The organism is Thauera sp. WH-1 (genome assembly GCF_047806685.1).
GTDB lineage: Bacteria > Pseudomonadota > Gammaproteobacteria > Burkholderiales > Rhodocyclaceae > Thauera.
On the sequence record NZ_JBLQGP010000008.1, the window covers coordinates 145,582 to 165,691 of the forward strand.

The 20,110-nt window shown below is 67.6% G+C and carries 15 protein-coding genes and 1 tRNA gene; 6 read left to right on the top strand and 10 right to left on the bottom strand.

All coding sequences use genetic code 11. From position 1 onward, the window contains the following. Positions 1–20 precede the first annotated feature (20 nt). Positions 21–1,229 carry an MFS transporter gene (locus tag ACMV5O_RS10395; RefSeq protein WP_416163389.1) on the bottom strand — a complete coding sequence of 403 codons (1,209 nt, stop codon included), beginning with the start codon at positions 1,227–1,229 and terminating at the stop codon, positions 21–23. A 110-nt stretch (positions 1,230–1,339) separates the two neighbouring features. On the opposite strand from ACMV5O_RS10395, the gene ACMV5O_RS10400 reads away from it, so the two are divergent. Beyond that, complete coding sequence (locus ACMV5O_RS10400) at positions 1,340–1,915, top strand: LemA family protein (RefSeq protein WP_416163390.1); 576 nt, start codon at positions 1,340–1,342, stop codon at positions 1,913–1,915. Between the two features lie 63 nt (positions 1,916–1,978). Continuing rightward, the gene (locus tag ACMV5O_RS10405) at positions 1,979–2,881 is read left to right on the top strand and encodes a hypothetical protein (protein WP_416163391.1); all 903 of its coding nucleotides are present in this window, start codon (positions 1,979–1,981) and stop codon (positions 2,879–2,881) included. Between the two features lie 62 nt (positions 2,882–2,943). Here ACMV5O_RS10405 and ACMV5O_RS10410 read toward each other — a convergent pair whose 3' ends face one another. Continuing rightward, the gene (locus ACMV5O_RS10410) at positions 2,944–4,857 is read right to left on the bottom strand and encodes an ATP-binding cassette domain-containing protein (protein WP_416163392.1); all 1,914 of its coding nucleotides are present in this window, start codon (positions 4,855–4,857) and stop codon (positions 2,944–2,946) included. Between the two features lie 190 nt (positions 4,858–5,047). Between ACMV5O_RS10410 and ACMV5O_RS10415 the strand changes: the two genes are divergently transcribed. The 3 genes from ACMV5O_RS10415 to ACMV5O_RS10425 all read left to right on the top strand — a co-directional run bounded on the left by ACMV5O_RS10415 (position 5,048) and on the right by ACMV5O_RS10425 (position 7,915). Then, on the top strand, positions 5,048–7,078 hold the full coding sequence (locus ACMV5O_RS10415) for a site-specific recombinase (protein WP_416163393.1): 2,031 nt from the start codon (positions 5,048–5,050) through the stop codon (positions 7,076–7,078). A gap of 16 nt (positions 7,079–7,094) precedes the next feature. Then, positions 7,095–7,169 (top strand) — tRNA-Arg (locus ACMV5O_RS10420). Positions 7,170–7,249: 80 nt separating this feature from the next. After that, on the top strand, positions 7,250–7,915 hold the full coding sequence (locus ACMV5O_RS10425; RefSeq protein ID WP_416163394.1) for an HAD family hydrolase: 666 nt from the start codon (positions 7,250–7,252) through the stop codon (positions 7,913–7,915). On the opposite strand, the gene ACMV5O_RS10430 is transcribed toward ACMV5O_RS10425, so the two are convergent. From ACMV5O_RS10430 to ACMV5O_RS10460, 7 genes are all read right to left on the bottom strand, one after another. Further along, positions 7,908–8,720 carry a S1 family peptidase gene (locus ACMV5O_RS10430; RefSeq protein WP_416163395.1) on the bottom strand — a complete coding sequence of 271 codons (813 nt, stop codon included), beginning with the start codon at positions 8,718–8,720 and terminating at the stop codon, positions 7,908–7,910. The genes ACMV5O_RS10425 and ACMV5O_RS10430 overlap by 8 nt on opposite strands. Further along, positions 8,717–9,625 (bottom strand): lytic transglycosylase domain-containing protein, encoded by a 909-nt coding sequence (locus ACMV5O_RS10435; RefSeq protein WP_416163405.1) that lies wholly within the window; start codon positions 9,623–9,625, stop codon positions 8,717–8,719. Before ACMV5O_RS10435 ends, ACMV5O_RS10430 begins: the two co-directional genes overlap by 4 nt. A 103-nt stretch (positions 9,626–9,728) precedes the next feature. Then, complete coding sequence (locus tag ACMV5O_RS10440) at positions 9,729–11,009, bottom strand: nucleotide sugar dehydrogenase (RefSeq protein WP_416163396.1); 1,281 nt, start codon at positions 11,007–11,009, stop codon at positions 9,729–9,731. Positions 11,010–11,044: 35 nt separating this feature from the next. Continuing rightward, a complete protein-coding gene (gene prsT, locus ACMV5O_RS10445) occupies positions 11,045–13,849 on the bottom strand; it encodes an XrtA/PEP-CTERM system TPR-repeat protein PrsT (RefSeq protein ID WP_416163397.1) in 2,805 nt (934 codons plus the stop codon). Next, entirely contained in the window at positions 13,846–15,210 is a 1,365-nt protein-coding gene (prsR, locus tag ACMV5O_RS10450; RefSeq protein ID WP_416163398.1) for a PEP-CTERM-box response regulator transcription factor, read from the bottom strand. The genes prsT and prsR overlap by 4 nt, the downstream gene beginning before the upstream one ends. A 28-nt stretch (positions 15,211–15,238) precedes the next feature. Continuing rightward, positions 15,239–17,284: an XrtA/PEP-CTERM system histidine kinase PrsK gene (prsK, locus tag ACMV5O_RS10455; protein ID WP_416163399.1), complete on the bottom strand. Its 2,046-nt coding sequence runs from the start codon at positions 17,282–17,284 to the stop codon at positions 15,239–15,241. Positions 17,285–17,386: 102 nt separating this feature from the next. Continuing rightward, positions 17,387–18,769 carry a TIGR03013 family XrtA/PEP-CTERM system glycosyltransferase gene (locus ACMV5O_RS10460; RefSeq protein WP_416163400.1) on the bottom strand — a complete coding sequence of 461 codons (1,383 nt, stop codon included), beginning with the start codon at positions 18,767–18,769 and terminating at the stop codon, positions 17,387–17,389. Between the two features lie 284 nt (positions 18,770–19,053). Here ACMV5O_RS10460 and ACMV5O_RS10465 point away from each other — a divergent pair, with 284 nt between their 5' ends. Beyond that, positions 19,054–19,503, top strand: a complete 450-nt coding sequence (locus ACMV5O_RS10465) for a MaoC family dehydratase (protein WP_416163401.1) — start codon at positions 19,054–19,056, stop codon at positions 19,501–19,503. A gap of 74 nt (positions 19,504–19,577) precedes the next feature. Here the strand turns inward: ACMV5O_RS10465 and ACMV5O_RS10470 are convergent, their stop codons facing one another. Then, on the bottom strand, positions 19,578–19,865 hold the full coding sequence (locus ACMV5O_RS10470; protein ID WP_416163402.1) for a transposase: 288 nt from the start codon (positions 19,863–19,865) through the stop codon (positions 19,578–19,580). Positions 19,866–20,110: the final 245 nt, after the last annotated feature.

Here is a 20,110-nt window from a genome sequence, read left to right on the forward strand (position 1 = left end):
GTTTCTTCATGGCTCGGCCCTCATCGCGCCGCGGTGCGCAGCAGCGGCGCCTCGCGCACCGGCAGCGACAGCAGCGCGGCGAGCACCGACAGCGCGATCGACAACCACCAGGCGATCAGGTACGAGCCGCTGAGGTCGAAGATGCGCCCGCCCAGCCAGGCACCGAGAAAGCCGCCGATCTGGTGACCGAGGAAGACGATTCCGTACAGCATGCCGACGTAGCGCAGGCCGAAGATCTGCCCCACCAGCCCGCTGGTGAGCGGCACCGTGCCCAGCCACAGCAGGCCCATCACCGCGGCGAACACGTACAGGCTCAGCGTGGACAGCGGGAACATCAGCAGCGCCAGGATGGCGACAATGCGCAGCGCGTAGATGCCGGCCAGCAGCCCCTTCTTGCTGTAGCAGCCGCCGAGCCAGCCCGACAGGAAGGAGCCGAAGATGTTGAACAGGCCGATCAGCGCCACCGCCGTCATGCCGATGTTGGCCGACAGGCCGCCATCGACGACGAAGGCCGGCAGGTGCAGCATGATGAAGGCGGTCTGGAAGCCGCACACGAAGAAGCTCCAGAACAGGTAGTGGAAGCTGGGCGTGCGCATCGCCTCGTGCAGGGCCTCGCCGAGCGACTGCTGGAAGCCGGTGCTGCGCTCGCTGGTGCCGGTGACAGCGGCCGCGAGCGGGATGATGAAGGCGATGCCGACCGCCAGCCACAGCAGCGCATCCTGCCAGCCCACCGTGCTGATCAGCGCCTGCCCCACCGGCAGCACCGCGAACTGGCCGAAGCTGCCGCCGGCCGAGGCCAGGCCGAGCGCCATGCTGCGCTTTGCCGGTGCGGCCATGCGCCCGATCACGCCCAGCACGACACTGAAGGTGGTGCCCGACAGCCCCATGCCGATCAGCAGGCCGGCGCCCAGATTGAGGCCGAGGGCGGTGTCGGCATGCGCCATCACCACCAGGCCGACGATGTAGAGCAGCGCGCCGCCGACCAGCGTGCGGCCGGCGCCGTGACGGTCGGCGAAGGCCCCGGCGAAGGGCTGGAACAGGCCCCACAACAGGTTCTGCAAGGCGATCGAGAAGGAGAACAGCTCGCGCGACCAGCCCTGGTCGGCGGTCATCGGCGGCAGGAACAGGCCGCCGGTGTGGCGCACGCCCATGGCCAGGGTGAGGATGAGCGCGCCGCACACGAGCACGACGCCCGGGCGACGCAGAAGGGACGGCAGTTCGAACGACAAGAGTGGGGATTCCGCTTTCTGGTTTTGTTTGCTCGCCGCCGTGGCATGCGCAACATCCGCGGCGAGGACGGCAGTATACGATGGCGGCGTCCAAACTGGAGTCGCCCCCAATGAGCATCGGTACCGCGGTTGTCCTTGGCCTCGTCGTCCTCGCGCTGGTCTATGGCGTGGTGGTCTATAACGGCCTCGTGCAGTTGAAGCACAACATCGCCAAGGCCTGGGCCAACATCGACGTGCTGCTCAAGCAGCGCCACGACGAGTTGCCCAAGCTGGTCGAGGTGTGCCGCCAGTACAAGCAGTTCGAGCAGGAGACGCTGGCGCGTGTCACCGAGGCGCGCGCACGTGTGGCCAGGGCGCGCGAGGCGCACGACGTGCCGGCGCTGGGCGCGGCCGAGAACCTGTTGCGCGCCGGGCTGGGGCAGATCTTCGCGGTGGCCGAGGCCTACCCCGAGCTGAAGGCCAACGAGCATTTCATGCAGTTGCAGACCCGCATCACCGCGCTCGAGAACAGCATCGCCGACCGTCGCGAGTGGTACAACGAGTCGGTCAATGTGCACAACATCCGCATCGAGCAGTTTCCCGACCTGATCGTCGCCCGCCTGTTCAACTTCATCGCCCAGCCGCTGCTGCAGTTCAGCGTCGCCGAGAAGGCCGATGTGGACCTGAAGGCCTTGTTCAGCGCCTGAGCGCTGCGCGCACCCACACCCCTCCGTTTGCCGACCCACGCGCCTTAGCCCGGCCCGCGCGCCATGCTCGTCCGCCTTCGCCACAGCCGGCGCCAGCTCGCGCTGCCGGCGCTGCAGTTCGGCCTGGTGCTGGCCGTGCTGCACTTCGACCAGGGCGCGGCCAGCCTGATCGCGCTTGCACTGCTGCTCGCCACCGGCCTGCTGGGCTGGGTGAGCGCGCTGCGCCATGCCCGCCTGATCGACGACACGCCGACCTCGCGCATTGCCTCCGCCGCCCAGGGCTACGCCGAGCTGCGCGGCCGCGCCCAGCCGCTGGGCGGCACGCCGCTGCTGTCGCCGGTCGATGGCCTGCCGGTGCTGTGGTACCGCCTGCTGATCGAGCGCAAGCAGCGCGACGGCAAGTGGCGGCCGGTGAGCCGGGACGAGAGCGAGGCGTCCTTCCTGCTCGAGGATGGCAGCGGCAGTTGCGTGATCGACCCCGACGGCGCCGAGATGCTGGTGCGCCGGCGCGACCTCACGCTGCGCGACGAGCTGCGCTACACGCAGTGGTCGCTGATCCGCCACGACCGCCTGTACGTGCTCGGCGACTTCGCCACGCTGGGCAGCATCGATGCCGATTTCGACCTCGCCGCCCAGGTGCGCGACCTGCTCGCCGAGTGGAAGACCGACCACCCTGCCCTGCTTGCGCGCTTCGACCTCGACGGCAACGGCGAGCTCGACCTCAAGGAGTGGGAGCTGGCGCGCGCGCAGGCCCGGCGCGAGGTGCGCCAACGCCAGGCGGCGCGGCTGTCCGCGCCCGAGCTGCATGTGATGCGCCAGCCGCAGGACCGCCGCCTGTACCTGATCTCTGACCTCGACCCGGCGATCATCGCGCGCAACTATCGCCGCCTGGCGGCTTTCCACGCCGCCGTCTTCCTCGGCGCAGCGGCAGCGACCGCCTGGTTCGAGCAGATCGGCGTGTTCTGAGGCGGGCCACCAGCCGGGTCCGGCGCGCGCCGCCGGCCTTGGTCCGGCGCCCCTGCCACCGCTCAGGCGCGCGACTCGAGTTCTTCCCAGCGCAGCATCGCGGCCTCGATCTCGCCGTCCAGCGCTTCCAGGCGGGCCTTGATCTGGGCGACCTCCTGCGGTGCGTTCTGGTATAGCGCGGGGTCGGCCATGCGCGCATGCAGCGCGGCCTGCTCGTCCTCGAGGGCGGCGATGCGGTCCGGCAGGGACTCGAGCTCGCGCTTGTCGTTGAAGGACAGCTTGCCCGGCCGGTTTGCGGGCTTGCGCTCTGCGCCGCGGCCCTTGTCGGCCGGCGCCGGCGCGCGCTTGACGCTGTCGCGCGCTGCCCGCTCCTCGGCACGCTGGGCCTGCACGCGCTGCCAGTCGCCATAGCCGCCGGCGTACTCGCCCCAGCGCCCGTCGCCCTCGGCGGCGATCACCTGGGTGACGACGTTGTCGAGGAAGGCACGGTCGTGGCTGACCAGGAACAGGGTGCCGTCGTAGCCGGCCAAGAGTTCCTCGAGCAGATCGAGGGTCTCGATGTCGAGGTCGTTGGTCGGCTCGTCGAGCACCAGCAGGTTGGCCGGGCGGGCAAACAGGCGCGCCAGCAGCAGGCGGTTGCGCTCGCCGCCGGAGAGCGACTTGACCGGCGAGCGCGCGCGCTGCGGCGCGAACAGGAAGTCGCCGAGATAGCCGATGACGTGCTTCCTGTCGCCGCCGATCTCGACGTAGTCCGAGCCCGGGCTGATGACCTCGGTGAGCGGCAGCTCGGGGTCGAGCTGTTCGCGCAACTGGTCGAAGTAGGCCACGGTCTGGCGCGTACCGCGGCGCACGCTGCCCTCGTCGGGCTCGATCTCGCCGAGGATCAGCTTCAACAGCGTGGTCTTGCCGGCGCCGTTGGGGCCGATGAAGCCGATGCGGTCGCCACGCAGGATGCGGGTCGAGAAGTCACGGACGACGGTCTTGCCGCCGTAGCGCTTGGTGACGTGGGTCAGCTCGGCCACCATCTGGCCGCTCTTGTCGCCGGTGTCCACCGCCAGGCTGACGTTGCCGAGACGGTCGCGGCGCGCGGCACGCGCGACGCGCAGGGCCTCGAGCCGGCGCACGCGGCCCTCGTTGCGGGTGCGGCGGGCCTCGACGCCCTTGCGGATCCACACCTCCTCCTGGGCGAGGAACTTGTCGAAGCGCGCGGCGGCCTTCTCTTCGGCCTCCAGCTCCTCGGCCTTGCGCCGCTGGTAGTCGGCAAAACGCCCCGGATAGCTCGCCAGCTTGCCGCGGTCGAGCTCGATGATGCGGGTGGCGACGTTGTCGAGAAACACGCGGTCGTGGGTGATGACCATGACCGCGCCGCGGAAGTCGCGGATGAGCTCTTCCAGCCACAGGATGCCGTCGAGGTCGAGGTGGTTGGTGGGCTCGTCGAGCAGCAGCAGGTCGGGCTCGGCCACCAGCGCCCGCGCCAGCGCGACGCGCTTGACGCCGCCGCCCGAGAGGCTGGAAACCTTTGCCGCGGGGTCGAGTCCGAGACGGGCCACGACCTGCTCGACGCGCTGGTTCAGCCGCCAGGCCTCGGCCTGCTCGACGGCATGCTGCAGCGCATCAAGCCGGGCCAGCGCCGCCGGCGTGGCGTGGTCGGCGACCGCGACCATGGCGGCGTGGTAATCCACCAGCAGCTGCGCGGCGGCGCCCAGGCCGTCGGCGATGGTGGCGAAGACGTCGCGCTCGAGCGCAAAGTCGGGCTCCTGCGGCACATAGGCGGTGACCATTTCGGCCTGCCGCCAGACTGTGCCATCATCGAGCGCCGCCTGACCGGCGAGCGCGCGCAGCAGGCTCGACTTGCCCGAGCCATTGCGCCCGATCAGCGCAACGCGTTCGCCCGCGTCGAGCTGAAAAGTCACATGATCGAGCAGGTCGACGTGACCAAAGGCCAGGCAGGCGTTATCGACGGAAAGCAGGGGCATGGCAGGTGAGGCAGCCGCGGCCGCCGATCGGAAACAGGGGTGCCGATTTTAGCCCCGTGCTGGCATCCGGGGCGGATTACCGCATAATGCAGTGCACAATTTCTTGCCCGACCGGGTCCTTGCCGGTGCCGGGCCCGCGGCCCCGCGACTCGTGCGCGAGCGCATCACCGCCGCTTATGGAAGCATGAACATGGAAAGACTCCTCGAACGTTTCGGCCAGCCGGAACAGGATCAGGTCGCCCTGTGGGTGGCCCTGGTCGACAAGCTGCGCCCGCCGCGCGCGACCCAGACCGACAAGGCGAGCGCGAACCTGAAGGCGCTCAGCACCCTGCTCGCGCGCCGTTCGGATCTGCTCGCCAACCTGCGCGCGGCCACCCTGCGCCTGTTCGCCGAGCGCAAGCAGGTGACGATGTACGTGGCCTCCGGCCTGCTGCCCTCGACCGGCTTCTTCTCCGAGACCTCGCGCCGAATCGGCAATCGCCTGCTGCCCGAGGTGATCGACACCGCCCACCTGCGCGACCTGCTGTCGGCCGTGTTCCACCGGGTGGACGACGAGGTGTGGGTGAACGCCATCCCCGATGCGGACTGGCGGGCCTTCCTGCACCTGCTCGTCGGCCACCAGACGCCGATGTTCGAGGAGGACGCGAGCCCCCTGCCCCATGCGGTGCGCGAGATCCTCGAGGCGCTGCGGGTGCTGTCCTTCCACGTCTCGGCGATCGGCCTCGACCGCGAACTGGTGCGCATCGACCCCAACCTCGAAGAGCACGAGTCGCCCTTCCTGGCGCAGAACGCCGAGCTGCTGACCTATATCCAGCACTACAGCAACTGGTGGACCACGCCCGGCGCGCTGATCGCCGACGACAAGCACCTCACCGTAATGCTCCATCAGTGCGACGAGATCCTGCAGCGCGTACGCAAGCGGGCGACCCGCATCGGCACCAGCCTGACGCTCACCTTCAAGCTCGAGCGCCTGCGCCAGCACCTCGAGCGCATCAACGAGCTGACCGCGCTGCTCTCCGAGCTGCGCACGCGGCGCGTGGTCGAGGACGCCGCGCCGCGCATCGTGCGCCTATTCAAGACCCTGGTGCGGGCCGAGTGCCGCAAGAACATCCTGGCAGACTACTGGGGCAAGAACGTCGAGCTGCTGTCGCTGCGCATGACCGAGAGCGCGAGCAAGACCGGCGAAAAGTACATCACCAGCAGCCGCCGCGAATACTTCGGCATGCTGTCCTCGGCCGCGCTCGGCGGCCTGATCATCGCCTTCATGGCGGCCAACAAGATCGTGCTCGGCGAGCAGGGCATGGCCCCGCTCAACGAGCTGCTGTCCTTCTGCCTCAACTACGGCCTCGGCTTTGCGCTGATCCACATGCTCGGCGGCACGGTGGCGACCAAACAGCCGGCGATGACGGCCAACGCCATCGCCGCCTCGATCGGCGAGGCCAAGGCCAAGGGCGGGCGCGACCTCGAGGATCTTGCCGACCTGATCGTGCGCACCATACGCAGCCAGGCGGCCGCCATCATGGGCAACATCGGCGTCGCGATTCCGGTTGCGCTGCTGGTGGGGCTGATCATTCAGCTTGCCACCGGCAGCCATTTCGTCACGCCGGACAATGCGCACAAGCTGCTCGACGAGATCGACCCGCTCAGCGGTGCGCCCTTCTTCGCCGCGATTGCCGGCGTGTGCCTGTTCATGTCCGGCCTGATCGCCGCCTTCTACGACAACCTGTCGGCCTACAACCGCGTGCCGCAACGCCTGCGTCAGCTGCGCTGGCCCAAGCGCGTGCTCGGCGAGGCGCGTGCAGACCGACTGGTGATCTACATCGAGAACAACCTGGGTGCGATCGTGGGCAACATCTTCTTCGGCTTCCTGCTCGGCGGCGCCACCGCGATCGGTGTGCTGTTCGGGCTGCCGGTGGATATCCGCCACATCGCCTTCTCGTCGGCCTACCTGGGCTATGCCTCGGTCGCGCTGGACTTCGCCATCCCGCTGACGACGGTGCTGGTGGCCTTGTCCGGGGTGCTGCTGATCGGCATCGTGAACCTGCTGGTGAGCTTCACGCTGACGCTGAGCGTGGCCATGCGCGCCCGCCGCATCAGCTTCGAACAGGGCCGCAGCCTAGGCAGCCTGCTGGCGAAGCGCCTGCTGCGCGCGCCGCGCGCGTTCCTGTTCCCGCCGCGCAACAACGAGCCGACACTTGGTCCGACGCCGCCAAACGGCTAGAATGCGCGCCCTGAGTCTCGTCATAGTTCAATGGATAGAACGGGCGCCTCCTAAGCGCCAGATCCAGGTTCGATTCCTGGTGACGGGACCACCAGCTCCGTCCCGGCGATGACCGGCCCGCCCCGGGCCCCGCGCCCGTCCGGCCGCCCGCAACGCATCCGGCCCTCCTGCATGCCTCGTTACCCGCATGTGCTGTTCGACCTCGACGGCACCCTGATCGACTCGGCCCCGGCGATCCTTGCCAGCTACCGCGCGGCCTTCGCCGCCGCCGGGCGCGAGGCCGTGGTGCCGATCGATGCCGGCATCGTCGGCCCGCCCCTGCTCGAGACCCTGCAGATGCTGGCCGGCACGACGGACGCCGGCGTGATCGAGGCCCTCGCTGCGCACTTCAAGGCCAGTTACGACACCCGCGGCTACCGCGAGACGGCGGCCTACGATGGCGTGGGCGAGATGCTCGCGCGACTGGTCGAGGCGGGCTGCACGCTGTCGATCGCGACCAACAAGCGCCTGCACCCGACGCGGCTGATCCTCGCGCACCTGGGCTGGGCGGATCACTTCGATGCGGTGTACGCGCTTGATCTGTTCGAGCCGCGTCTGCCGCACAAGGCGGCGATGATCGCCCGCCTGATGCAGGATCGCGGCATTGCGCGCGAGCAGGCGGTGTATGTGGGCGACCGCAGCGAGGACGGCGAGTCGGCCGACGCGAACGGCCTGCCCTTCCTCGCCGCCACCTGGGGCTACGGCAGCCTCGGTGCACACGAACTCGCGCCGCACTGGCGCGCGGTGGCCACCCCGGCCGCGCTGGCCGACGCGATCCTGGCGCCTTCCGCTACCTGAGCTCGCCCAGCAGGCGGTGCAGGTACTCCACCGGGATGGCGTAGCTGATGCCGGAGGGGTCGGACAGCACGTTTTCCTTGGTGGACTTCACGAACACCATGTTCAGCACGCCGATCACCTCGCCGCTCGCCGGGTCGTACAGCGGACTGCCGCTGTTGCCCGGGTAGGCCGTGGCGTCGAGCTGATAGACGCGAAAGACGTCGTTGGCCAGGCGGCGAATAAGGGCGGGATTCAAATCGCGCGCGTTGGCCTGGGGAATGCCGATCGGGGTGATCGCTGCAACGATGCCGCGATGGGTGACCGGGGTCATGCCGAGCACATTGCCGATCGGAAAACCGGTAAAGGCGACGGTCTGCCCCTCCTGCACGCCGCCGGCGCGCGCCAGGCGCAGTGCCGGCAGCGGCGGGCCACCGGCGAGCTTGAGCACGGCGAGGTCGCGGCTGCGGTCGGCGGCGCCGACAGCCACCTGACGCACGCTACCGGTCTGGCCTTCGCCGGGCACGACGATGACCAGGGCCTCCATCTTGTCGCTGTCGATGCGCTCGGGCAGTACGTGCGCATTGGTCGCGACGAGCTGGCCGTCGCCGACCACGAAGCCGGTGCCGCGAAACTGGAAGGCCGGGCTGCGCGTGCGCTGGTACGTGCCCACCGCCACCACCGAGGGCTTGATGCGCGGCACCGTCGTCACCAGGTCGGCCTGCACGAGGGCCGGCAAGCCGACTGCAACAGGCAGCGCGAGCGCCTGCGCCAGCAGGCGGCGCCGTCCGCGGTCCGGCACCGGCTGCGGGAACGAGGCGGGAGTCATGTGTCGTGGTCCTCCTGGCGAGCCAGGCGCAAGGTGCGCAACATGGGGCTGGGCGCCACCACGTTGCTGTCGTAGGGGTGCCGGCCGTCGCCGACATGGCGCAGGATGCGCTCGACGTAGGCCCGCGTCTCGCTGTAGGGGGGCACGCCGCGGAAGCGATTCACCGCCCCTTCGCCGGCGTTGTAGGCGGCCGCCGCAAGCGCGACGTCGCCTTCGAAATAGGCCAGCAACCAGCGCAGGTAGGCCAGCCCGCCGCGGATGTTCTGCTCGGGATCGTAGGGCTGGCTGACATTGAAGCGCTGCGCCGTCTCCGGAATGAGCTGCATCACCCCCATCGCGTTCTTGGGCGACAAGGCCTGCGGATTGAGCGCCGACTCGGTGAGCGCAATGGCGAGCGCGAGTTGCGGCTGGACGCCGTAGCTCGGCGCAAGCTCGATGAGCAGGCGCGCGACCTGCTGGCGCGCCGGCGGCAGGCGGGCGACCAGCGCCTCGACCGGCCAGCGTTGCGCCAGCAGCTCGGACGGCGTGTGCAGGCAATCGGGCACGGCACCGGTGTACTCGCCGGTGAAGCGCAGCATGCGTTCGGCGTGGGCGTTGCCGAGCTTGGCCGCCATGGCGAACAAGGTGCCGGCGTAGGCATCGTTGCGCTCCACGCCGCGGCCATTGGCGTACATCCAGGCCAGCGCGTACATGCCTTCGGGGTCGCCCAGGCGGGCCGACTCGCAGTACAGCCGAGCCGCGTAGGGCTGATCACGCGGCACGCCCTCGCCGTGCTCGTAGCTGAGCGCCTCCTCGGCCAGATAGCGCGCCTGCAGGGCGAACGCCTTTGCGATCAGGTCGTCGCTGGCCGAGGCCGTGCCCGCGGAGGTGGCCCCGGCGCAGGCGAGGCACACCCCAAACGCGATGTGCCGGATGCGTCCAGCCACGCCCGGCACGCGGCCGGGCCGAAGCGTTGAAGGCGGAGGGGCGTGGTCGCGACTGGCCATGACTATTTATGGCAGAAGATGCTTACAGCCGCCACACCTTCACCCCTGCGGCAGCGAGCGCTGCGGGGTCGTAGCTCGACTTGACGTCGGCGAACACCCCTTGCGGCGCGAGCTTGGCGAGCAGGGTCGACAGCGGCATGTCGACAAACGCCTCGTGCGCCACGGCCGCGACGATGGCATCGGCCACCGGCAGGGCATCCCATGGCGCCAGGCTGACGCCGTACTCGTGCTCGGCTTCGGCGGATTCTGCCACCGGGTCATGCACGTGGACCTTGCAGCCGTAGCTCTGGAGCTCGTGGATGACGTCGATCACCTTGCTGTTGCGCAGGTCCGGGCAGTTCTCCTTGAAGGTGAGGCCGAGCACGATGACGTCGGCGCCCTTGACATGCGAGCCGGCGGCGATCATCTGCTTGACCGTCTGCTCGGCCACGTACTTGCCCATGCTGTCGTTGATGCGGCGGCCGGCGAGGATGACCTGCGGGTGGTAGCCGAGCATCTCGGCCTTGTGCGTGAGGTAGTAGGGATCGACGCCGATGCAGTGACCGCCGACCAGGCCGGGGCGGAAAGGCAGGAAGTTCCATTTGGTGCCGGCGGCCTTGAGCACCTCGAGCGTATCGATGCCCATCTTGTGGAAGATCACGGAGAGCTCGTTCATCAGCGCAATATTGAGGTCACGCTGGGTGTTCTCGATGACCTTGGCGGCCTCGGCGACCTTGATCGAGCTGGCAGGATAGACACCGGCGGTGATCACCGAGGCGTACATCTCCTCCACCTTGGCCAGGGTCTCGGGCGTGTCGCCGGAGACGACCTTAAGGATCTTGGTGACCGTGCGCTCCTTGTCGCCCGGGTTGATGCGCTCGGGCGAGTAGCCGACGAAGAAGTCCTGCTTCCACTTCAGGCCCGACTCGCGCTCGAGGATGGGAATGCAGACCTCCTCGGTGGCGCCCGGGTAGACGGTGGATTCGTACACCACGATGGCACCGCGCTTGAGATGGCGCCCGGCGGTCTCGGAGGACTTCACCAGCGGCGTGAAGTCGGGCTGGTGAGCGTCATCGACCGGGGTGGGCACGGCGATGACGACGAAGTCGGCCTCGCGCAGGACCGCGGGGTCGGTGTGGCAGCTCAGCTGGGTGGCGGCACGCAGGTCGGCCGACGACACCTCGCCGGTGGGGTCGATGCAGTCGCGATAAGCGGCGACCTTCTGTGCGGAGAGGTCGAAGCCGAGGGTGCGGTACTTCTTGCCGAACTCCACGGCGAGCGGCAGGCCGACGTAGCCGAGGCCGATGACGGCGATGGTGGTCATGGGAATGTCCTTGGTGCGTTGATTCTGAAAGGTGTTCACAGCGTTTTCTGCAAGGCCACGGCCTCATTGTGCAGCGGGCTGCCTTCCTGGAGGCGCGGCAGCAGCCCGTCGAGCTGGCTGCGCGCGTCCGCGGCACGACCGACCTTCGCAAAGGCCTTGGCCAGGTTCAGGTGCAGCGGCAGCAGCTCGGGCCCGAGCTTGACGGCACGCTGCAGGTTGGCGAGACCGGCATCGACGTCGCCCCGTTCGACCTGGATCATGCCGACGGTATCGATGATGGCCGGGTTCTCCGGTGCCAGCCGCAGCGCCTGCTCGGCAAATTCGAGGGCCTTCGGATCCTTCACCTGGTTCGCGGTCCACGCCAGGTTGTTGAGGATCAGGGCGTTCTGCGGAGCCATCTCATGCATGCGGCTGAACAGCGCGAAGGCGTCGGCGTGCCGATTCTCGGCGAGCGCGCGCTCGGCAAGGTAGCCGCGCATCACCAGGTCGGTAGGGTTCTTCTGCAGCCAGTCGGCCCCCATGCGGTCAGCATCGGCCTTGCGCTCGGCCCGCAGCAGCACCGCGTGCAGGCGCGCGGCGACCTGGCCACCGCCATTGCGTTCCACCGCGCGCTGCAGCGCGGTCGCCGCCTCGGTCCAATTACCGCCGTTGGCATGGATTTCGCCCTCGAGGAAATAACCGAGCGGACGGTCGGCATGGCGGGCCTGGGCGTCACGCGCCACCCGCAGGGCGCCCGCGCGATCGCCGTGCTCGATGAGCAAGGCGATCAGGCGCTGTTGCGCCTCGACGGCATCGGGGCTGATGGTCAGCGCACGGCGCAAGGCCTGCTCGGCGGCACTGTTGTCCTTCAGCGAACGATGGACGTCGGCGAGCTGGATGAACGGGACCGGCGAACGCGGCTGCAGGCTTGCCAGGCGATTGAGGGTCGAGACTGTCTGCTGGCTGTCGCCGGAGGCGATCTGGGCGCGGGCGAGGGTCTCGACCACGCGGGGTTCGTCGGGGTGCGCGGCCGCCACCTTCTGCGCGACCTGCAGGGCACGCGGAAAGTCGCGCTGGCGCAGATGGTGCTGAACCAGGGCGAGGTTCGGCGCCACCGCCCCCGGCGAGGCCGCCTCGGCGCGCTCGAGCGAAGCCAGCACGGTAGCCGCTTCGGCACCGGTTGTCCGCTGCAGCTCCGCCAGCGTGAGCAGGGCCTCGACGTTTCGGGGGTTGCGGTCGACGATCGCCTGGATGCGCGCCAGTGCATCGTCCGAGCGCCGCTCGGAGAGGTCGATCCTGGCCAGGTTGACCGCGGCAGCAAGGTAGTCGGGCTGGGTCGCCAAGGCCTTCTCGAAGGCCGCGCGCGCCGCAGGCACATCGCGCTTGGCCAGCATCAGACCGCCGAGCAAGTTGTGCACGAGCGGATTGTCGGGCTGCTTGCGGGAGAGCTGCTCATGCGCAGTCAGGGCCTGGTCCAGCTCGCCACGACGCAGGTGAGCCACGACCAGCGCGAGTTCGGCCTGGATCGCGGTGTCGTCCATCGCCGCCGCGGCCTCGAGATCGGCAAAGGCGGCCGGCGCATCGCCACCGGCCAGGCGCGCCACGCCCAGGCGCAGTCGGGCCTGGGCATCATCGGGCGAAGCCGTGCTGGCGCGGGCGAAATATTCCTCGGAGCGTTCGAAATCACCGTTGGCCAGGAACACCTGCCCGGCGAGGCCGAGCAGGCGCGCATCGGGCTCGGGCATCTGCAGCAGCGGCTGCAGCAGTTCGAGGGCACGCGGCGCTTCGCCCGTTGCCAGATGCGACACGACCAGCGCCTGCCTGGCCATGACCGCGCCGGGCGCACGCTCGAGCACCCGCGACAGATGTGTGCGGCCGAGCGCATGCTCGTTGAGGCGCACCAGCACGGTACCGGCAAGGAGTTCGGCAGGCAGGTACTGCGGTGCCTGCCTGAGCACCTGCAGCAGCTCATCGCGCGCCTCGACGAGGCGGTTGTTCCTGAAGTCCATCAGGGCCTTCAGGTAGCGCGTCGAGGGATGGCCGCCAGCCGCCGCCTGCATGGCTTTCAGCGCAGCCTCGGCGTCCTCGACCTTGTTCTGGCGCAACAGTTGCGACACCAGCGCGAAGTGATAGTTGACCGCCGCCGGCGCCTGTCGAATCGCTTCGCGCAGGGCAGCGACCGACTCGTCGGCCCGGCCCTGCAGGAGCAGCGCGTCGGCGAGCACGGCATGGGCGTCGGCGAAGGTGGGCGTGCGCTGGATGGCTTCCCGGGCCTCGGCCTCGGCCGCCTTGGCATCGCCCTTGAACAGATGAGTGCGCGCCAGCCCGACCCGGGCATGGGCTTCGGCGGGGTCGGCTGCGAGGGCCTCGACGTATTTCGCCTGCGCCCGATCGACGTCGCCCTTGGACAGATGCGCATCGGCCAGCGAGGCCAGGATCACCGACTGCGACTGGGCGTCGCCAAGCCTGACGTCGCCAAAGTCCTTCAGCAACTGGTCGAATTCACCGGCCCGCGCCAACGCACGCGCCAGCAGCGGCGCGACCTCGTCGCGCGGGTAGCCGAGTTCGCTCGCCCGCGTCAGTTCCTTGACGGCGCTGGCGAGCTCGCCCTGCTCGAGCTGGATGCGCCCGAGCAGGAAGCGCGCTTCGGTCAGGCTGCCATTTTCCTGCAGGGCATTCTTGAGCTGGATGCTGGCGGCGTTGAGATCCTGCTTGGCGATGTAGCCCTTGGCCGAATCGAGCATCTGCTCCGGGCTCTGGCCACAGCCCACGAGCAGGAAGGCCGACAGCGCCGTGGCGGCAAGGCCGTGGGCCCGGCCGGGCCAGCGCTGCGGACGGCGTGCATTGTGTTTCTGGCTCACGAACCATTCTCCTTCTTGAGGCCGAAGCGGCCGAGTAGATCATAAAGGGAGGGGCGGCTGACGCCGAGGATTTCGGCCGCGCGGGCAATGTTGCCGTTGGTGCGGGCGATGACCTTGAGCACCGCGTTGCGCTCGGCCTCTTCGCGCACCCGGCGCAGATTGAGAAACGCGAGATCGTCCTCGGGCGCCTGCAGGCCGAGATCGGCGGCGGTGATGGCATCGCCCTCGGCCATGATCACCGCACGCTTGATGCAGTTCTCGAGTTCGCGCACGTTACCCGGCCAGGCATGGGCGTCGATTGCGGACAGGGCATCGTCGGCGAGTACCAGCGAGCGGCGCCCGTTATCGCGTGCAAAGCGTTGTGCGAAGGCATGCGCGAGCAGCGCCGCGTCGCCCTCGCGCGCGCGCAGCGGCGGGATCTCGATGACGATCTCGGCCAGCCGGTAGTACAGGTCTTCGCGGAACACGCCCTCCCTGATCTGCGCCTTCAGGTCACGATGGGTGGCGCAGACGATGCGCACATCGACCGGGATCTCTTCGCGGCCGCCGACGCGCTCGATGCAGCGCTCCTGCAGGAAGCGCAGCAACTTGGACTGCAGCGGCAGCGGCAGGTCGCCGATCTCGTCGAGGAAGAGCGTGCCGCGATGCGCGGTCTCGATCTTGCCGAGGGTTTGCTTGACGGCGCCGGTGAAGGCCCCCTTCTCATAGCCGAACAGCTCGCTCTCGAGCAGGGTGTCGGGGATGGCCGCGCAGTTGATCGCAACGAAGCGCTCACCGGCCCGCGGCGACAGCGCGTGCAGGCCGCGCGCGAGGATCTCCTTGCCGGTGCCGCTCTCGCCGAGCAGGGCGACGGTGACCGAAGCGGAAGCCAGCTTCTCGATCGTGCGACAGATCTTGAGCATGGCCGGGTCGCGCGTGATGAGGCCCGACAAGGGGCTGCCCTGCAGCGCGGCCAGGCGCGCGTTCTCCATCTGCAGGTCGTGCATGCGGAAAGCGCGGTCGATGGTCAGGCTCAGCAGCTCCGGCTCGAAAGGCTTGGCGAAAAAATCGTAGGCCCCCATCCCGATCGCCTTGACCGCGTTCTCGCGGTCGTGCTGGCCGGTGAGCACGATGACCTTGGTGTCGGGCGCGAGGCTGAGGATCTCGCGCAACAGCCGGAACCCCTCGCTGACGTCGTCGGGCGCAGGCGGCAGTCCGAGATCCATGGTCACCACCGCCGGCTCGTGCTTGCGCAACTGGTTGATCGCGCTCTCGCGGTCATCGGCGACGACCGTGTCGCAGGCGTCAAACGCCCACCGCATCTGCTTCTGCAGCGCCGGATCGTCCTCGACGATCAGAAGCGTTCGCTGCTTGTCGGACATGGAACTCACTTTCTCCTGCTCTTTGAGCTCACTGAGCGCGACGCACACGCTGCAGTGTGATGGTGACGCACGTACCCTTGCCCACCTCGCTGTCGAAGTGCAGCTGGCCGCCGATCTCGTTGAGGTACTGACGGGTCTCGAACACGCCGATCCCCATACCGCTCGCCTTGGTGGTCTGGAACGGCCTGGACAGGCGTTCGCGCAGAAAATCGGCGCTCATCCCGCAGCCCGTGTCCTGCACCACGATGCTCAGAGCCTTGCCTTCAGCCTCCCCGAGCGTTACGGCCACCTTACCATCCTCGTCGGTGGCATCCAGTGCATTTTGCACGACATGACCGATGATTCTTTCCAGGCGCTGCGGGTGGGCATTGACTTCGGTCTCCGCGTCGACTTCGACGCGAACCTCGATCGCGGGCAACTGTCCGCGCTTGCCTTCGCACACCGATTTCAGCAGCGGCACCAGATCCACTGGGCGCGCCGGGTCGATCGAGCGCTTCTCCTGCAGTTGCGTCATCAGGCCGCGCATGCGCGACTCGACATGGGCCACGGTCTCGAGCATGTCCTGCTGGAACTCGGGATTGTCGCGGTGGCGCTCGGCGTTCCGAAGCATCAGCGATAGCTGCGCGACCAGGTTCTTGAGGTCGTGCACCACGAAGGCCGACATGCGGTTGAAGGAATCGAACTTGCGCGCCTCGAGCAGGGCTTCGGCGGCGAGCATGCGGTCGAGATAGCCGGCGGCCTGGCGCTGCGCAGTCTTGAGCAGATCGAGCACCTCCCAGTCGATCTCGAACGGTGCGCGCGGCGAGCTGAGCACGACGAAGCCGATGAGGCTGTCCGAGGCCTTGAGCGGAATCACCAGCCAGGCATCACCGAACGCGGACAGCCATGGCGGCAGCTTGAGCCCCTCGTAATGCCCCGGCCGCAGCCGGTACTCCTCGAGGTTGATCACCCATCCGCGCTCATCGAGAAAGCGGCAGAACGGCGACTCGAGCGGCTCGACGGCCGTCATCGGCGGATGATTGAGCCGGGAGTGCATGGTGCAGCTCCCGTACTGGTCGCGCAGCCAGAGCACGCCGCCCGGACTTTCCACCAGATCGGACAGCGCCTTGATCACCGACTGACCGAGATCCAGCCCCTTGTCCGCGGCGGACAAGGCCTGGGTGAAGCGCAACCACTCGTTGCGGTAATCGTAACGGTACGAGAACAGGTGCTTGCTGATCAGCACCCGCAGCCGGGCCCGCAAGGCGCCGGAAAACAGCAGCGCCCCGAGCAGCACCAGGCCCGCGAACAGCAGCGTCATCTGCAGCGCGCGTCCCCAGTCGCCGCCAAAGAAGCGCACATAGTAGGCCGCGCCCGCAATCACCAGCAGATACGCGCCCGCACCGGCCAGCGCGGTCGAATGGAAGACCATCTCGCGCGACATCGACATGCGCAGCGTCCACGAGGGACTCCGGGTGCCCGAGAGCGCGATCAGCGGGATCAGGAGGGCATGGGCGAGCCCGCGCACCGCCCATACGTCGGGGTCGATACGCGAGAACAGGAAGGCGTCGGCGAAAAGATAGAGCTCGAAGATGTAGCCTGCGGCGAGCGCAAGGCAGAGCGGCTTGATGCCCCAGCGCGAGCTCACCGGAATCCCGCGGTACAACTGCTCGACAAGCATCAGGCCAACGATCGAATGGGCAAGCCAGGCAACAAGTACCGGCTGCAGGCCGAGGGTGCCGCCATCGAAGACGCCCTCGAGCACAATCGCGACCAACTGGAACACCAACACGCCGACCGCAAGCAAGGCCGGCCAGCGCAGCCTTCTGCCCCACAGGGGCAGCGACAGCACGATCATGAAGGCAAACCACGCCGCACCGCGCAACACGTCCAGCACGGCGGACAGGACCAGACTGGTTTCACCCGGCTGCCACGCATTGACCGCGGAGGCGAGCGCCCACAGGCAGGACAACAGCACCGCAGTGAGCAGCACCCCCCCGGGCAGCGCACCGCGCCAAGCGACGAAGATGTAGAGCCCGAACAACAAGTAGGAGACGGCGGCAAGCCCGTAGCTCCAGGTCGCCACCTCAGCCACCGCTGGCCCTCCTCAACACGAAACGCGCCTCGTGCTCAGGCTCGAGCGCGAGGCGCAGCATGCACCGCCTTGCGGGCCACCGGCCGCACTCCACCGACACACTCAGTGCGCGCCCTCGCCGGTGAGCACCACGCGCACGGTCTCGAACAACACCAAGGTGTCGAGGATCAAGGTGTGATTCTTGACATAGTACAGGTCGTACTGCAGTTTCTCGGCCGCGTCGTCCACCGAGGCTCCGTACTGGTAGCGCACCTGCGCCCAGCCCGTCACGCCCGGCTTGACGCAGTGGCGCACCGCGTAGAACGGGATTTGCTGCGTGAGCTGATCGACAAAGAACGGCCGCTCGGGGCGTGGCCCCACCAGGCTCATGTCGCCCACGAGCACGTTGAAGAGCTGTGGCAGTTCATCGATGCGCAGCTTCCGGATCACCCGACCCACACGCGTCACACGGTCGTCATTGGACGTCGCCCAGCGCGGCTTGCCGTCGCGCTCGGCGTCCCGCCTCATGCTGCGGAACTTGACCACGCGGAAGGGCTTGCCACCGAGTCCGACCCGCTCCTGAGCATAGAAGATCGGCGCGCCATCCTCGAGCAGGATCAGGATCGCGGTCACGATCATCACCGGCAGGCTCAACACCAGAAGCAAAGAGCCCACCACCAGATCAAAGCAACGCTTGACGAAAGTCCTCGCCCAACCTTGCCGGAACCCGTCTCCGTAGATCAGCCAGCTGGCACGCAGCGAATCCAGTCGGATCTGCCCCTGCACACGTTCAAAGAAGGACGACAAGTCGAGGATGCGGATGCCCGCCAGCTTGCAGTCGAGCAACTCTCGCAGAGAAAGCACCCCACCGCGGCGTTCACGCACGGCAACGATCACCTCATCGACACGCAGCTTGCGCGCGACATCGAGCAGGCTGCCCGGCGGCAGGACCTGCCGCGGCTCCACCTCCACACGCTCGTTCGCGCCCGCGGGAAGAAAGCCGACGACATCCACGCTGCGTTGCAGCGGCCGCATCAGGTCCCGTTGAACGGTCATCGCATCGCGCCCGGTGCCAACAATCAGTACCCGCGGCACGAAAAACCCGGCCGCCTGGCGCTGATTCACCAGACCGCGCAGCAAGAGCAGCAGGCACAGCAACACCAGCACGCTCACCTGCAGCGAGTGAGGTGCGATCTCGGCCCACGGAAGCAAGCCGAAGATCACATAGGCGACCGGCACGCTCACCACCAGCGACAGGCCGACGCGCGCAAAGACCTGACGATGACAACGCTGGTAGACGGGCCGATACAGGCCCATCGCCGTATTGAGCGCAACCATGCACGCCGCGAACGCCAGTGCCGACGGCACACAGACGGCCCAATCCGGAACATCGGGGGCAGCCTGGAAGGCAACCGCACCGAGTACGATGGCAAAAAGCATCGCCGCGTCGAACAAGACCTGCTGCAGTGTGTGCGTCGGAAGGTAATGGCTGACGATCTTGAGCATGAAGCGCCCCTGAGTCCTGTTTGCTCGACAATGGACAACCGTTGATGCCCATGCCTTGTGCACAATGCAATCAACTTAGCTCAAACGAGAACGGATGCCCGTTAAATCCTTCACACCGAGCCTTGATCGAACAAACTCAAGAATCTCGATAGACAACAGATTCACCCAAGACATCAATGACGTACGACTAATCCCGCAGTGCAGCATGGGCATTCGATTCTAGCATGCGGTGCGGGGCGCCCCGTACAATGGCGCCCCAAGCCCTTACACACAAGGAGAAACACATGAGCAGTTCGAGCCGCAACTTCGCAGAGCTCTACGGTTACCGCTTCGAAGACCTCACGGTCGGCATGAGCGCCTCCGTCTCGCGTACCGTCAGCGAAGCCGACATCCTGATGTTCGCAGGCGTATCCGGTGACACCAACCCGGTTCACCTGGACCAGGAGTTCGCCACGAGCACGATGTTCGGTGGCCGTATCGCCCACGGCATGCTGTCGGCCGGACTGATCTCGGCCGTCTTCGGTACCCGCCTTCCCGGGCCAGGCTGCATCTACCTCTCACAGAACCTCAAGTTCAAGGCCCCGGTGAAGATCGGCGACACGGTCGTCGCCCGGGTTACCGTCAAGGAACTCAAAACGGAGAAGCGTCGCGCCGTGTTCTCGACAATCTGCACGGTCGGCGACACCGTCGTTCTGGATGGCGAAGCGGAACTCCTCGTACCCGCCCGCAGCTAAGTCCGCACTGGCGTCGCCTAGGGCTTCAACAGGCGACGCCACACCTGCCGTTGCGGCACGAACTTTCGGCTTTTTCACTTCGCATGTCGGCGCGCGTCTAAGACTACCCAGTGGTGCGCGTTGAATTCGGGTACAAAGCTCGCGTCAGCCAGCGCCGTGAGCGCTGCGCCGCCAGACATACGCCGGCTCGGTGGCTCGATGCCGCGCTCGCGCATCCAGCAATGGACCTGATTGGCATTCACGCGGTTGGCCAACGCGCCCCCGGCCACCGAGACACCCGGCTCACGACAGGCCGCGACCACCGACTGTTTGAAGGCTTCGCTGTGCGTACGCCGGACTCGACGCGGGATGATGACGTCCATAGTGTCGACCATCAAGATTGATGGACACGATCTTCAATGGGCTAAGCGGCTGAGGGAAGGTGGGTTCGCCGGCCGCTTACCTTCTCGCGCGTTTTCAGCGGGAGTGATCCTTTTTGTTGACGTAAAAACGCCCTGGACTCGTTGGAGTGCAGGGCGTTTTTTGTGTGGTTAGTCTGACGATGACCTACTTTCACGAGGGCGGACCTCACTATCATCGGCGCATGTGCGTTTCACGGTCCTGTTCG